The 14,298-nt window shown below is 71.5% G+C and carries 11 protein-coding genes; 4 read left to right on the forward strand and 7 right to left on the reverse strand.

The window, feature by feature from the left end; translation table 11 throughout:
• Positions 1–16: 16 nt before the first annotated feature.
• The 3 genes from DT019_RS16975 (at position 17) to DT019_RS16985 (ending at position 2,941) form a co-directional block, all read left to right on the forward strand.
• On the forward strand, positions 17–1,231 hold the full coding sequence (locus DT019_RS16975) for a cytochrome P450 family protein (RefSeq protein WP_114037665.1): 1,215 nt from the start codon (positions 17–19) through the stop codon (positions 1,229–1,231).
• A gap of 100 nt (positions 1,232–1,331) precedes the next feature.
• A complete protein-coding gene (locus DT019_RS16980) occupies positions 1,332–2,102 on the forward strand; it encodes an IclR family transcriptional regulator (RefSeq protein ID WP_114037666.1) in 771 nt (256 codons plus the stop codon).
• The gene (locus DT019_RS16985) at positions 2,099–2,941 is read left to right on the forward strand and encodes an SMP-30/gluconolactonase/LRE family protein (protein ID WP_114037667.1); all 843 of its coding nucleotides are present in this window, start codon (positions 2,099–2,101) and stop codon (positions 2,939–2,941) included. Before DT019_RS16980 ends, DT019_RS16985 begins: the two co-directional genes overlap by 4 nt.
• Before the next feature lie 60 nt (positions 2,942–3,001).
• Here DT019_RS16985 and DT019_RS16990 read toward each other — a convergent pair whose 3' ends face one another.
• The 7 genes from DT019_RS16990 to DT019_RS17020 all read right to left on the reverse strand — a co-directional run bounded on the left by DT019_RS16990 (position 3,002) and on the right by DT019_RS17020 (position 11,387).
• A complete protein-coding gene (locus tag DT019_RS16990) occupies positions 3,002–4,156 on the reverse strand; it encodes an aldose epimerase family protein (RefSeq protein ID WP_114037668.1) in 1,155 nt (384 codons plus the stop codon).
• 49 nt (positions 4,157–4,205) lie between these two features.
• Positions 4,206–5,441: a multiple monosaccharide ABC transporter permease gene (mmsB, locus tag DT019_RS16995; protein WP_114037669.1), complete on the reverse strand. Its 1,236-nt coding sequence runs from the start codon at positions 5,439–5,441 to the stop codon at positions 4,206–4,208.
• Positions 5,442–5,446: 5 nt separating this feature from the next.
• Complete coding sequence (gene mmsA / locus DT019_RS17000; protein ID WP_114037879.1) at positions 5,447–6,967, reverse strand: multiple monosaccharide ABC transporter ATP-binding protein; 1,521 nt, start codon at positions 6,965–6,967, stop codon at positions 5,447–5,449.
• Positions 6,968–7,002: 35 nt separating this feature from the next.
• Positions 7,003–8,118, reverse strand: a complete 1,116-nt coding sequence (gene chvE / locus DT019_RS17005) for a multiple monosaccharide ABC transporter substrate-binding protein (RefSeq protein WP_114037670.1) — start codon at positions 8,116–8,118, stop codon at positions 7,003–7,005.
• The gene (locus DT019_RS17010; protein ID WP_114037671.1) at positions 8,118–9,101 is read right to left on the reverse strand and encodes a hypothetical protein; all 984 of its coding nucleotides are present in this window, start codon (positions 9,099–9,101) and stop codon (positions 8,118–8,120) included. Before DT019_RS17010 ends, chvE begins: the two co-directional genes overlap by 1 nt.
• A gap of 118 nt (positions 9,102–9,219) precedes the next feature.
• Entirely contained in the window at positions 9,220–10,230 is a 1,011-nt protein-coding gene (locus tag DT019_RS17015) for a zinc-dependent alcohol dehydrogenase (protein ID WP_114037672.1), read from the reverse strand.
• Entirely contained in the window at positions 10,227–11,387 is a 1,161-nt protein-coding gene (locus DT019_RS17020) for a mandelate racemase/muconate lactonizing enzyme family protein (RefSeq protein WP_114037673.1), read from the reverse strand. The genes DT019_RS17015 and DT019_RS17020 overlap by 4 nt, the downstream gene beginning before the upstream one ends.
• Positions 11,388–11,621: 234 nt before the next feature.
• On the opposite strand from DT019_RS17020, the gene DT019_RS17025 reads away from it, so the two are divergent.
• Positions 11,622–14,207 carry an alpha-L-arabinofuranosidase C-terminal domain-containing protein gene (locus DT019_RS17025; protein ID WP_114037674.1) on the forward strand — a complete coding sequence of 862 codons (2,586 nt, stop codon included), beginning with the start codon at positions 11,622–11,624 and terminating at the stop codon, positions 14,205–14,207.
• Positions 14,208–14,298: the final 91 nt, after the last annotated feature.

Raw genomic sequence — 14,298 nt, forward strand, 5'->3', positions numbered from 1 at the left:
CGCGCAAGGACCCCTCGTGACCCAGCCTCAGGCGAACCCGCCGCTTCCCCAGCCGTTCGACGCCGCCCACTTCGACGACCCGTACGCGACGTACGCGCGGTTGCGCGAGGAAGGGCCCGTCCACCACATCCGGCTGCCCGACGGATCCGCCGTCTGGCTGGTGCTCCGCGAGGCGGACGTCCGCGCCGGGCTCACCGACCCCCGGCTCTCGGTCAACAAGGCCCGCGCGGGCAACGGCTACCAGGGGTTCTCGCTGCCGCCCGCCCTGGACGCCAACCTCCTCAACATCGACCCCGAGGACCACCCGCGGCTGCGCCGGCTCGTGTCCAAGGCCTTCACCCCGCGCTACGTCGAAGGCATGCGGCAGCGGATCGAGGACGCCTGCGAACGGCAGGCCGACGCCCTGGCCAAGCAGTTGACGGCGGACGGCACCGTGGACCTGGTCGCCGCGTTCGCCCAGCCGCTGCCCGTCGCGCTCATCGGAGACATCCTCGCCGTGCCCGAACCCGACCGGCATGCCTTCTCCGGCTGGGTCACCACCATGATGGATCCGGCCGGCCCCCAGGACCTGGTCGCGGCGATCGGGCACATCCACCGCTTCCTGCTCGACCTGGTGGCCGCCCGCCGCGCCGAGCCCGGCGACGACCTGCTGTCCGAGCTCATCGCCGCGCGCGACGAGGGCGACCGGCTCAGCGAGGACGAACTCGTCTCGCTCGCCTTCCTCATCCTGATGGCCGGCAGCGAGAACACCCAGCACGTCATCAGCGGCGGAACGCTCACCCTGCTCCGCCACCCCGACCAGCTGGCCGCCCTGCGTGCCGACCCGGGGCTCATGCCGGGCGCCGTCGAGGAACTCCTGCGCTACGTGCACCCCAACCAGAGCGCCATCCGCCGCTTCCCCACCGAGCCGGTCGAGCTGGCCGGGGTGCCCGTCCCGGCGGGCGACACGGTCCTGCTCTGCCTGGCCGCGGCCCATCGCGACCCGGAGCGCTACCCGGAACCCGACCGCTTCGACATCCACCGCGCGGACAGCGCCCATCTCGCGCTCGGGCAGGGCATGCACTACTGCCTCGGCGCGGCGCTCGCCCGCACGCAGCTGCACAGCGCCCTGGGCACACTGGTGCGCCGGTTCCCCGGGCTGGCCCTGGGCTGCCCGGCGGAGCGGCTCGCCTGGCGCACCTCCTTCAGGTCGCACGCCCTCAAGAGGCTGCCCGTGCGGATCGGGCGGTAGTCGCGGGCCCATTGCCGGGCGAACACCCCTGTGGTTAGCCTGTGTTCGCCATTCCGGTCGCTGGCCGGAGTTTCGAACAAGGAGGGTGGGTGGCCGAGCCATGGGCCGACTGGTTCCCGCGGTGACCAGGGCGCTGGACGTCCTCGAACTCTTCCTGGAGAGCGAGGGCAGCCTCTCCGCGCCGGACGTCACGCGCCGGCTCCAACTGCCCCGCACCACCGTCCACGAGCTGCTCACGACCCTGGCCGCCCGCTCCTATCTGGCGCCGGTGCCCGAACAGCCCGGGCGCTACCGTCTGGGCGTACGCACCTACCAGCTCGGCAGCCGCTACGCTGAGCAGCTGGATCTGGCGGCCGAGGGGCAGCAGGTGGCCCGCGAGGTCGCCGAGACCTGTGACGAGACCGTGCACGTCGCGATCCTGGAGGACGCCGACGTCATCTACATCGCCAAGGTCGACTCCACCCACGCCGTCCGCATGGTCTCGGCGGCCGGCCGCAGGCTCCCCGCGCACTGCACCTCCGTGGGCAAGATGCTGCTCGCCGCGCTGCCCGAGGCCGAGCTCGACGCCCGTCTCGAAGGGCGCGACCTCGTCGGCATGACCCCCGACAGCATCACCGACCCCGCCGCCCTGCGTACAGCCCTCGCCGACATCCGCGCCCGGGGAATCGCCGTCGAGCACCGCGAGTCCAACCCGGACGTGAGCTGTGTGGCGGCGCCGGTCAGGGACGGCGCGGGGCGGGTCGTCGCCGCGCTCTCCATCTCCGTACCCATGATCAGGTGGAACGGCGACCGCGAGGACGAGCTCGCCGAACTCGCCCGCAAGGGCGCGGGCGATCTCTCCGTACGGCTCGGCCACCGGGGCGTGCGATGAGGTACGAGCTCGCCGTGCGGGAGGCGGCCGAGCTCGGCGAGGGGCCGACCTGGGACCCCGTGGCCGGACGGCTCATCTGGGTCGACATCCTCTCCTCGCGGATCCACACCTACGCGCCGGGCACCGGCCGCCGCACCGTCCTGGCCACCGAACAGCACGTCGGCGCGGCCAAGCCGCGGGCCCGGGGCGGCCTCGTCGTCAACCTCCGCGACGGCATCGGGGCGTACGGTCCCGAGGGCGGTTTCCGCTGGCTGCTGCGCGAGCCCGTGGCCGGACGGCGCGGCAACGACGCGGCCGTCGCCCCCGACGGGGCGCTGTGGGCCGGGACCATGCGCTACGACGAGGCGCCCGGCGGCGGCTCCCTGACGCGCCTCGCGCCGGACGGCACGGCGACCGCCGTGCTCGACGGCGTGACGGTCAGCAATGGCATCGGCTGGAGCCCGGACGGGCGGCTGATGTACTACATCGACACCCCCACCAGGACCGTCGACGTCTTCGACTTCGACGGCCGACTCCCGCATGACAGGCGGCCGTTCGTCCGGATCGAGGACGGTGCCGGTTGTCCCGACGGGCTGACCGTGGACGCGGAGGGGGGCGTCTGGGTGGCGCTGTGGGACGGTGGCGCGGTCCGGCGGTACGCGCCCGACGGCAGGCTCGACCAGGTCGTCGAGCTGCCCGTGCGGCGGCCCACCGCCTGCGCCTTCGGCGGCCCGGACCTCGGTGACCTGTACATCACGAGCGCCCGAGCGGGTCAGGCGGCACCGCACCCGCTGGCGGGCTCCCTGCTCGTCGTGCCGGGCGCGGGACGCGGGCTCCCCGGCTTCGCCTACCGGGACTGACCGAGCGTCAACACGCCTGCGCCCCCTGGTGGTTCCAGGGGGCGCACGCCTGCTGGTGCCTCAGCGGGTCGAGAACGCGTGCACCGTGGAGGTGCGGTACGTCGTGCCGGGGCGCAGCACTGTCGAGGGGAACGACGGGTGGTTGGGGGAGTCCGGGAAGTGCTGGGCCTCCAGGCACAGGGCGTCGCCCTGGCGGTAGGTGTGGCCGGAGGTGCCCACGAGGGTGCCGTCGAGGAAGTTGCCGCTGTAGAACTGCAGGCCCGGCTCGGTCGTGTACATCCGCATGACGCGGCCCGACGCCGGGTCCGCCAGGGTCAGGGCGTAGTCGGGTGACGCCGAAATCCCCTTGTCGAGCACCCAGTTGTGGTCGAAGCCCTTGGCGCGGACCAGCTGCTCGTCGCCCTCGCGGATGTCGCGGCCGATCGGCTTGGCGCGCCGGAAGTCGAACGGTGTGCCCGCCACCCGCGCCAGTTCGCCGGTCGGGATGAGACCGGCGTCCACGGGCGTGTAGCGGCCGGCGGCGAGTTCCAGGGTGTGGTCGTAGACGGAACCACTGCCCTCGCCCGACAGGTTGAAGTAGGTGTGGCTGGTCAGGTTGACGACGGTGGGCCGGTCCGTCGTCGCCTCGTAGTCGATGCGCCAGGCGCCGCGCGCGGTGAGGGTGTAGGTGACGCGGACCTTCAGGGTGCCGGGGTAGCCCATCTCGCCGTCGGGGGAGACCCGGGTCAGGACGAGACCGGTGTCCGAGCCGCGCGTGAACCCTTCCACCCGCCACATCTGCTTGTCGAAGCCCTTGGTTCCGCCGTGCAGGCTGTTGGCGCCGTCGTTGAGCGGAAGCTGGTAGGTGTGGCCGTCGAGCGTGAACCGCCCCGCGGCCATGCGGTTGCCGTACCTTCCGATCAGGCCGCCGAAGTACGGGCTCTTCGCCACGTAGTCGGCGAGGTTGTCGAAGCCGAGGGCGATGTTGGTCGAGCAGCCGTGCCGGTCCGGGACGTCGAGGGCGTGGACGACACCGCCCCAGGACAGCACCTGGAGCCGGGTGCCGCCGTTGGAGACGGTCCACACGTCCACCGCCGTGCCGTCGGCGAGGGTGCCGAAGTGCTTCTTGGACGGGGAGCGGCGCGGCGCGGCCTGAGCGGTGCCGGCGCCGAGCACCGTCGTCGCGGCCAGGCCGGCGGCGCCCGCCGCCAGGACCGTACGTCTGCTGGTGTTCATGGAGCGACTCCTTCGGTGAGGGGATGACCGTAGGGGGCAGGGGAGGGACTCACGAACCGACCTTGCGCTTGTTGTAGACGTCGAAGCCGACCGCGGCGAGCAGCACGAACCCCTTGATGACCTGCTGGTAGTCCGTGCCGATGCCCACCAGGGACATGCCGTTGTTGAGGACGCCGAGCACCAGACCGCCGATGATGGCGCCGAACACCGTGCCGACGCCACCGCTCATCGAGGCGCCTCCGATGAAGGAGGCCGCGATGGCCTCCAGTTCGAAGTTGACGCCCGCGTTGGGGGTGCCCGCGTTGAGGCGGGCGGCGAAGACGACGCCGGCCAGCGCCGCGAGCACGCCCATGTTGACGAAGACCCAGAACGTGACCCGCTTGTCCTTCACACCGGACAGCTTCGCCGCCGCCTGGTTGCCGCCGAGCGCGTACACATGGCGGCCGACGACCGCGTTGCGCATCACGAAGCCGAGCCCGATGAGCAGCGCGGCGAGCAGGAGCAGGACCACCGGGACGCCCCGGTAGCTGGCCAGGGTCATCGTGAAGGCGAGGACGGCCGCGACCATCGCCACGCACTTCGCGATGAACAGGCCCCGGGGCAGCACGTCGAGTTCGTACGCCCGCTGGCGCCGCCGGGAGCGTGCTTCCTGGAGCAGCACGACGGCTATCAGGACGAGCCCCAACAGAACCGTCAGGTTGTGGTAGTTGGTGTCCGGGCCGACGGCCGGGAGATAGCCCGTGGAGATCTTCTGGAAGCCGTCGGGGAACGGGCCGAGCGAGCGCGAGCCGAGCAGGATCTGGGTACCGCCGCGGAACAGCAGCATCCCTGCCAGGGTGACGATGAACGACGGTATGCCGACGTACGCGATCCAGAACCCCTGCCAGGCGCCCGCCACCGCCCCGATGACCAGCGCGATGGCCAGGGCGAGCACCCAGGGCACATGGTGCTCGACCATCATCACGGCGCACGCGGCCGACACGAAGGCCGCCAGCGAGCCGACGGACAGGTCGATGTGGCCCGCGATGATGACGATCATCATGCCGATCGCGAGAACCAGGATGTAGCTGTTCTGGAGCACCAGATTGGTGACGTTGTTCGGCTTGAGCAGCACCCCGCCGGTCCAGATCTGGAACAGCACGACGATCAGGCCGAGCGCGACGAGCATGCCGTACTGGCGCAGGTTGCGCCGCGCCGCGCCGAGCAGCAGCGCGGCGGGTGCCGGACGCGGGGAACGGGGCGCCGACGGGGCGCTCCGGGGGGTGTCGGTGGTGACCGGACCCATGGCGACTACCTCTTGTTCGTGGTCATGTGGCGCATCAGCACTTCCTGCGTCGCCTCGGCCCGCGCGACCTCACCGGTGAGCCGGCCGGCCGCCATCGTGTAGATGCGGTCGCACATGCCGAGCAGTTCGGGAAGCTCCGACGAGATGAAGACGACGGCCTTGCCTTGGGCCGCGAGCTGGTCGATGACGGTGTAGATCTCGTACTTGGCACCCACGTCGATGCCGCGGGTCGGCTCGTCGAGGATCAGCACATCGGGACCCGCGAAGATCCACTTGCTGAGTACGACCTTCTGCTGGTTGCCGCCGGACAGCCGCCCCACCTGTTCGAACACGGTGGGCGCCTTGATGTTCATGGACCGGCGGTAGGACTCGGCGACCCGGCGCTCCTCGTGCTCGTCGACCACCCCGCGCCGGGCCACCCGGCCGAGCGCGGCCGTGGTGATGTTGCGGGCGATGGTGTCGATGAGGTTGAGGCCGTACTGCTTGCGGTCCTCGGTGACGTAGGCGATGCCGTGGCCGACCGCCTCCGGGACGGTCCTGGTGCGGATCTCGCGGCCGTCCTTCCACACCGAGCCGCTGATGTTGCGCCCGTAGGAGCGGCCGAACAGGCTCATCGCGAGTTCGGTGCGGCCGGCGCCCATCAGGCCCGCGATGCCGACGATCTCGCCCCGCCGCACCTGCACGGACACGTCGTCGACGACCTTGCGCTGCTGGTCGATGGGGTGGTGCACGGTCCAGCCGCGCACCTCCAGGGCGGGGTGCGCGCCCGGGTCGCCGTCGTACGCGGTGCGTTCGGGGAACCGGTGGTCGAGATCGCGGCCGACCATGGCCCGGATGATCCGGTCCTCGGTCGTCGCCGGGTCCCGCACGTCGAGGGTCTCGATGGTGCGGCCGTCGCGGATGACGGTGACGGAGTCGGCGACCGCCGCGATCTCGTTCAGCTTGTGCGAGATCACGATCGAGGTGATGCCCTGCTGCTTCAACTCCAGGATCAGGTCCAGGAGATGGGCGCTGTCCTCGTCGTTGAGCGCCGCCGTCGGCTCGTCGAGGATGAGCAGCTTCACCTCCTTGGACAGCGCCTTGGCGATCTCCACCAGCTGCTGCTTGCCGACGCCGATGTCGGCGACCCGGGTCCCCGGGTGCTCGCTCAGGCCGACCCGCTTGAGGAGCCGGGCCGCGTGCAGCAGCGTCTCGTGCCAGCTGATGATGCCGCGCGTGGCGTGCTCGTTGCCGAGGAAGATGTTCTCCGCGATCGACAGGTAGGGCACCAGGGCGAGTTCCTGGTGGATGATGACGATCCCGCGTGCCTCGCTGGCCCGGATGTCCTTGAAGGCGCAGTGCTCCCCCTGGAAGAGGATGTCGCCCTCGTAACTGCCGTGCGGGTGAACGCCGCTGAGGACCTTCATCAGGGTCGACTTGCCCGCGCCGTTCTCCCCGCAGATCGCGTGGACCTCGCCCGGCGCGACCCTGAGGGACACGTCGGACAGGGCCCGTACGCCCGGGAACGTCTTGACGATGGAGCGCATCTCAAGGACGGCGGAGTCCGTCTGGACGGGTGCGCTCACTTCAGGTCACTCGCCTTGATGTAGCCCGAGTCCACCAGGACGGACTGGTAGTTGGTCTTGTCGACGCTGACCGGGTTGAGGAGGAAGGACGGCACGACCTTCTTCTCGTTGTCGTAGGTCTTGGTGTCGTTGACCTGGGGGGTCTTGCCGTTCAGCACGGCGTCGGCCATCTGCACGGCCTGCTTGGCGAGGGCCCGGGTGTCCTTGTAGACGGTCTGCGTCTGGTTGCCCGCGATGATCGACTTGACCGATGCCACCTCGGCGTCCTGCCCCGTCACCACGGGGTAGGGCTTGGCGGGCGTCCCGTAGCCACCGGAGCGCAGGGCGGACAGGATGCCGATGGAGATGCCGTCGTACGGTGAGAGCACGGCGTCGACGCGGGCCGACGAGTAGGCCTTGGTCAGCAGGTCGTCCATGCGCTTCTGCGCGGTCGCACCGTCCCAGCGCAGCGTGGTCACCTGGTTGAGGTTGGTCTGTCCGCTGAGGACCACGAGCTGCTTCTTGTCGAGGTAGGGCTGGAGCGTCTTGAGGGCGCCCTGGAAGAAGTAGCGGGTGTTGTTGTCGTCCGGCGACCCGGCGAACAGCTCGATGTTGAACGGCCCCTTCTTGGAGCCGTCCTTGAGCCCGAGCTTGTCGACGATGTACGAGGCCTGGAGCACGCCGACCTTCTCGTTGTCGAAGGAGGCGTAGTAGTCGACGTTGGGCGAGCCGAGGATGAGCCGGTCGTAGGCGATGACCTTGATGTGCTGGTCGGCGGCCTGCTTGAGGACGTCGCTCAGGGCGCGGCCGTCGATGGCGGCGATCACCAGGACGTCCACGCCCTTGGTGATCATGTTCTCGACCTGGGCGACCTGCTGGTCGACGTTGTCCTCGCCGTACTGGAGCTCGGTCTTGTAGCCGAGGTCCTGGAACTGCTTGACCATGTTGTTGCCGTCGTTGATCCACCGCTCGGACGACTTGGTCGGCATGGCGATGCCGATGGTGGAGCCCTTGCCGCCCTTCTTGGTCTCCTTGCCGCCGCCCTCGCTGCTCTGGCCGCAGGCGGCGAGCGCGAGGGCGAGGGAGCCGGCGACGAGGGCGAGAGCTGTGGTGCGGATGCGGCGCATGGTCATCAGTCCTTGAGGGAGAAGCGGTTGAGGGGGCCGGGGAGGCGCGAGCCGAGCGGGGACATGCCGCCGTCGGCGCCGTGCCGGGCGAGCAGGTCGAGCGCGAGCCGGCCGCGGCGCACGCGCTCGCGCGCGGTGTCGAGGGCGGCGTCCCGCAGATGCGCGCCGTACGGGTAGATGCCGGGCGCCCGGGAGAGGCCGAACTTGAGGTACAGCGGGGCGGCGCGCCGGATCAGCTCGGCCGCCTCGTACATCCGCACATAGCCGCCGAGGTCGTCCGGCGCCTCGATGTACAGGTCGAGCGGGGTGCCCGACACCCGGCGGATCTCGGTGAAGTGCGCGGCCGTCAGGTCGGAGGGCACGTTCACGGAGTCCGCGCCGAGCCGCTCGTACACCGAGACGGAGGCCGGGTTGACCGGGCCGATCAGCGCCGAGACCTTGAGGGTGGTGTCCGAGGGCAGCAGGCCCCGCTCACGCAGCCGGTGCAGGGTCCACAGCACTCCCTCGTCGGCGACGAGCAGACACGGAACCCCCAACTCGGTTGCCCGCAGGGCGTCTTCGACGCACCCGGCGAGCGCGTCGTGGCCCCGGGCGCGCAGCCCCGCGCCGCCCGATGCGGTACGGGTGGAGCCGCCCGTGTCCCAGGTGCCGCGCGGCCCGGTGAACAGGCAGAGCTCGATGCCGCGGGCCGCGCAGGCCTCCGCCATCTCGGTGATCTCCGCGTCGGAGAGCATCCAGACGCCGCTGCCCTGGCTGACCCGGTGCACGGGCACGTCGAGCCGGGAGGACTCCTTGAGGACGACGGCGAGCGCCTCGGGGCCTTCGACCGAGGGGATCTCGGTGCGCCAGGTGCCGCCGTCGGGGAAGGCGTGCGGGGAGGAGTCGGCGGGATTGTCGGCGGGCGCGGCCAGGCCGAGCGCCGAGAGCGCCCGCTCACCGGGGCGGCGGGGCCCCGTGGGCGTACGGAAGGGGTCTGATGTGTCGGTCACAGGCGGGATTCCTTGCGTGAGCGGGCCTTCGCGATGTTCGGTATGTCGAACATGGTTCGGCTCATGGGGTACGAAGTCCTGGAACGGGGGGCCATGGGAGAGGGGAGGGGGGCCGTGTCTAGGGGCGCAGCAGGACCTTTCCGGTCTTGGGGTCGCCGCCGACCAGTGCGAGCGCGTCGGCGTACCGCTCCAGCGGGAACTCGTGGGTGATCAGCGCGGCCGGATCGATCAGCCCGGCGGCGTACGCCCGCACGGCGAAGGACCACGCGGCCGAGGAGGCGCCGAAGACACTGCGCACGGTGAGCTGGCTCACCGAGAGGTGTACGGGGTCGATGCCGGTGGCGCCCGGCGCGAACATTCCGGTGAGGACGGCCCGGCCGCCGCGCCGGGCGAGCAGGACCGCGTCGGCCGCGGTCGAGGGCGCGCCCGCCGTCTCGATCACCAGGTCGTAGCGACCGCGCATGCCGTCGTCGGGGTCCGGGGGTCGAGCCTCGGTCGCCCCCATGGCGCGGGCCAGTTCGGCCCGTTCGAGGCGGGGGTCGATCACGGCCAGCTCGCCGGGGGAGTGGCGCGCCAGGAACTGCACGGCGAGCAGGCCCAGGGTGCCCCCGCCCACGACCGCGATCCGCTCGCCCGGCTCGGGTGCGCCGGCCCGTACGGCGGCGGCCACCACGGCCGCCGGTTCGAGGAGGGCGGCGGCCCGCAGGTCCGCGTCGTCGGGCAGCAGGTGCAACAGCCGGGCCGGGACCACCACATGGTCGGCGAAGCCGCCGGGGTGGGTGAACCCGGTCTCGGCGTACGCGGCCGTGCACAGCGAGGTCTCGCCGCACCGGCACCGGTCGCAGGTGCCGCAGATGCGGAAGCCCTCGGCGACCGTCCTGCGCCCGACGAGCGCGGGGTCGGTGCCCGGCCCGGCGACCTCGACGGTGCCGGCCCACTCGTGGCCCGGGATCAGCGGATAGCGGACATAGCCGGGGGCGCGGCGGCCGTCGTACACCTCGCGGTCGCTCAGGCAGATCCCGGCGGCGGCGACCCGCACCACGACCTCCCCCGGGCCCGGCTCGGGGCGCACGCCGTTGACCAGGCGGTGGCGGCCCGGGGCGTCGACGACGATCGCGCGGCTGCTCATCCGCGCGCCCCGGACGGGTCGCGCTTCTCCCAGCCCTCGGCCCACAGGTCGAACCGGGCCTGCTGCTGCGGGAATTCGGCTGCCGCGTCCACGTCGAGCTCGACGCCGAGGCCGGGTGTCTGCGGCAGTTCGAAGTAGCCGTCGACCACCTGCGGGGCGCCCTTGACGACCTTCTTGATGTCCGCGTCCGCGAAGTCGTTGAAGTGCTCCAGGATCTTGAAGTTCGGTGTGCAGCCCGCCACTTGGAGGGAGGCGGCGGTGAGCACCGAACCGCCCACGTTGTGCGGTGCGACCAGCGTGTAGTGCGTCTCGGCGGTGGCGGCCAGCTTGCGGGTCTCCAGGATGCCGCCGATGTGGCCGACGTCCGGCTGGATGATGTCGGCGGCCTGCGACTCGAAGAGCTCGCGGAACTCGATCCGGTCGTGGATGCGCTCGCCGGTCGCGAGCGGGATGTCGACCTTGCCCGCGACCTTCGCCAGCGCCTTGAGGTTCTCCGGCGGCACCGGCTCCTCCAGCCACGCGGGGTCGAACGGCGCGAGCTCGTGGGCCAGGCGCACGGCGGTGGCCGGTGAGAAGCGGCCGTGCATCTCCAGCATCAGCTCGGTGTCCGGGCCGATCGCGTCCCGCACCGCCTCGATCAACGAGACGGCGTACAGCGACTGCTGACGGTCCAGCTCGTAGTGCCCGGTGCCGAACGGGTCGATCTTCAGCGCCCGGTAGCCGCGCTCGACGACCCCCTGGGCCGCTTTGTGGTAGGCCTCCGGGGTGCGCTCGGTGGTGTACCAGCCGTTCGCGTACGCCTTGACCCGGTCGGTCACCCTGCCGCCGAGCAGCTGCCACACCGGGACGCCGAGGGCCTTGCCCTTGATGTCCCAACAGGCCATCTCGACCACGGCGATGCCCGACATCACGATCTCGCCGGCCCGCCCGTAGTCGCCGTACTTCATCCGGCGCACCAGGTCCTCGACGGCGAACGGGTCGGATCCCGCGATGTGGTTGGCCTCCGCCTCGCGGAGATAGCCGATCAGGGCGTCGGTATGGCCGAGCATCCTGGTCTCGCCGACGCCGGTCAGGCCCTCGTCGGTGTGGACCTGGACGTAGGTGAGATTGCGCCAGGGCGTCCCGACGACGTGCGTGCTGATTCCCGTGATTCGCAAGGCAGTTGCTCCCGGGGCTGCTGTCCATGACGTTCGATATTTCGTCATGCGTTCGAAATTCTGGCGTGACGGTAATGACGTGCGGCGGGGAGTGTCAATGGGTCGGACAGGAACCGGTTCGGGGTGGTGCGGAGGTGTTGACGCGGGGCGGGGGAGGCGGAATGCTCCCCGGCGTCGAAATGCAGAACGTCGTCCGAAATCTCGAACCCCCAGCGAGAGTTGAGGAGTACCCGCATGACACACCCCACCCCCGCCCCGGCCCCCGGGCCCAGCCGCAGAGCGGTCGTATCGGCGCTCGGCGCGCTGCCGCTGGCCGGTGCGGTCGGCCCCGCCCTCACGGCCGCTCCGGCGCGAGCCGCCGAGGCGGCGCTGCCCCTGCCCGTCGCCCACTGGGCCTTCGACGAGGGGGCGGGCACGACCGCCGCCGACAGTTCCGGACGCGGCCGCGCGCTGACCCTGGCCGAGGGCGCGCGGTGGGGCGCCGCGAAGTCCGGCGCCGCCGCCCTCGACCTCTCGGCGGGCGGCAGCGCGTCGGCGGCGGGGGCCGTGGTGGACACCTCGGGGAGCTTCAGCGTGGCCGCGTGGGTGCGGCTCACCGCCGTCGCCGGATACCAGACCTTCGTCTCGGTCGACGGACTCGCGGTGAGCGGCTTCTACCTCCAACTCCGCGACGACACCGGGGTGTTCGCCTTCACCCGGCTGCCCCTGGACGCGACCTCCGCGAACGGCGGGGCCGCCGTCGCCGGTGCGGCCTGCGCGCCCGTGACCGGCGCCTGGTACCACCTGCTCGGCGTCGACGACGCCGCCGCGGGTGTCCTGCGCCTCTACGTCAACGGCGTGCTGGAAGGCGAGGTCCCCTACAGCGGCGGCTGGCGCGCCACCGGGGCCACCGCCGTCGGACGGGGCCTGTTCGGCGGAGCCCACGTCGACCAGACGCACGGCCTCATCGACGACGTCCAGGTCTTCGACACCGCGCTGACCGCGGCCGACGCCGCGGCGCTGGCAGGCGTCCCCGCCGGCTCCACCGAGCCCCTCCTGACCGTCGACACCACCCGCCCCGGCCCGCGGCTCAGCGCCGAACTCGGCGGGATCTTCTTCGAGGACATCAACCACAGCGGCGAGGGCGGCCTGTACGCCGAACTCGTCAACAACCGCAGCTTCATGGCCGCCGCGACCCCGCTGCACTGGAGCGCGACCGGCGGCGCGGTGCTGGCCGTCGACCCCGGACAGCCGCTCAACCATGCCCTCACCCAGTCCCTGCGCGTGACCGCGAAGGCGGCGGGCGACGGCGTCGCCAACGAGGGCTTCTGGGGGATCCCGGTGCGGCCGTCCACCGCGTACCGCGCCGGCCTCTACGCCAAGTCGGCCGACTCCACCGGCACGTTGACCGTCGCCCTCACCGGCAGCGACGGCACCGTCCACGCCTCCGGCACCGCCGGGCCCCTCACCGGATCCTGGCGCAAGTACACCCTCACCCTGCGCACGGCCCCCGGCGCGCCCACCACCGCCGACGCGCGCCTCACCCTGACCGCCTCCACGCCCGGCACCCTCTGGCTGAGCCAGGTCTCGCTCTTCCCGCCCACCTACAAGGGCCGGGCGAACGGACTGCGCGTCGACCTGATGGAGAAGCTCGCCGCCCTGCAACCGAAGTTCCTGCGCTTTCCCGGCGGCAACTACCTCGAAGGCAACGTCGTCGCCGACCGCTTCGACTGGAAGAAGACGATCGGCCCCGTCGAACAGCGCCCCGGCCACCGCAACTCCGCCTGGGGCTACTGGTCCACGGACGGCCTCGGCCTGCCCGAGTACCTCCAGATGACCGAGGACCTGGGCTGCCTGCCCCTGCTGTGCGTGTACGCCGGGTACTCCCTCCAGGGCGCCCACGTCACCGGCGACGCGCTGAAACCCTTCGTGCAGGACGCCCTCGACCAGATCGAGTACATCACCGGACCCGCCACCTCCCCGTGGGGCGCCCGGCGCGCGGCCGACGGGCACCCCAAGCCGTTCCCGCTGAAGTACGTCGAGATCGGCAACGAGGACGGATTCGACCGGTCCGGCTCCTACGAGGAGCGCTACGCCGCCTTCCACGACGCGATCAAGGCCCGCTTTCCCGCGCTCAGGCTGATCGCCACGACGCCGGTGTCCTCGCGCCCCTACGACCTGATCGACGAGCACTACTACCAGTCGCCCGCCGCCTTCCAGGCGGGCTCCCACAAGTACGACCAGCGCGACCGCGACAGCCCGAAGGTCTTCGTCGGCGAATGGGCCGCCCAGGAGGGCCGGCCCACCCCGGACCTCAACGCCGCGCTCGGCGACGCCTCCTGGCTGGCCGGGCTCATCCGCAACTCCGACCAGGTCCTCATGGAGTCGTATGCCCCGCTGTTCAGCCACGTCCGGGACAACACCTGGGCCACCAACCTCATCGCCTACGACGCGCTGACGAGCTACAACTCGCCCAGCTACTACGCGCAGCAGCTGCTCCTCACCCACCGGGGCGATGTCGTGCTGCCGACCGCCGTGCGCGCCCTGCCGGGGCTCAACGTGGTCACCACCCACGACCCGCGCACCCGGCGCGTCCACCTCGCCGTGGTCAACACGACAGGCACCGCCCGGCGGACCACCGTCACCCTGCGCGGCGTCGCCCGCACCGCCCCGTCCGCCGTCGTCACCGTGCTCGCGGGCCCCGGCACCCAGGCCACGAACACCCTCACCGACCCGCTCGCCGTGGCACCGCGCACCGGCACCGTCAACGGCGTGGCACCCACCTTCACCGCCACGTTCGCCCCGTACTCGGTCACGGTCCTGGAGGTGCGCACCGGCTGAGCCGCGGCTCAAGGGCGGTGTTCCGTGCGGGGGTTCACGGGAGGTTGTGCCCATGTGGCGGGAATGGCGGTGTTGCCCCTGCGGCGCACGG

The sequence above is a fragment of the Streptomyces sp. SDr-06 genome, from assembly GCF_003324565.1.
Classification (GTDB): domain Bacteria; phylum Actinomycetota; class Actinomycetes; order Streptomycetales; family Streptomycetaceae; genus Streptomyces.

Bases quoted from the DNA above. Each gene is read 5' to 3' on its own strand.
- chvE (WP_114037670.1), bottom strand. From the start codon at position 8,118: ATGACCATGCGCCGCATCCGCACCACAGCTCTCGCCCTCGTCGCCGGC.
- DT019_RS17025 (WP_114037674.1), top strand. From the start codon at position 11,622: ATGACACACCCCACCCCCGCCCCGGCCCCCGGGCCCAGCCGCAGAGCG.
- DT019_RS16980 (WP_114037666.1), top strand. From the start codon at position 1,332: ATGGGCCGACTGGTTCCCGCGGTGACCAGGGCGCTGGACGTCCTCGAA.
- mmsB (WP_114037669.1), bottom strand. From the start codon at position 5,441: ATGGGTCCGGTCACCACCGACACCCCCCGGAGCGCCCCGTCGGCGCCC.
- DT019_RS16990 (WP_114037668.1), bottom strand. From the start codon at position 4,156: ATGAACACCAGCAGACGTACGGTCCTGGCGGCGGGCGCCGCCGGCCTG.
- DT019_RS16985 (WP_114037667.1), top strand. From the start codon at position 2,099: ATGAGGTACGAGCTCGCCGTGCGGGAGGCGGCCGAGCTCGGCGAGGGG.
- DT019_RS17015 (WP_114037672.1), bottom strand. From the start codon at position 10,230: ATGAGCAGCCGCGCGATCGTCGTCGACGCCCCGGGCCGCCACCGCCTG.
- mmsA (WP_114037879.1), bottom strand. From the start codon at position 6,967: ATGCGCTCCATCGTCAAGACGTTCCCGGGCGTACGGGCCCTGTCCGAC.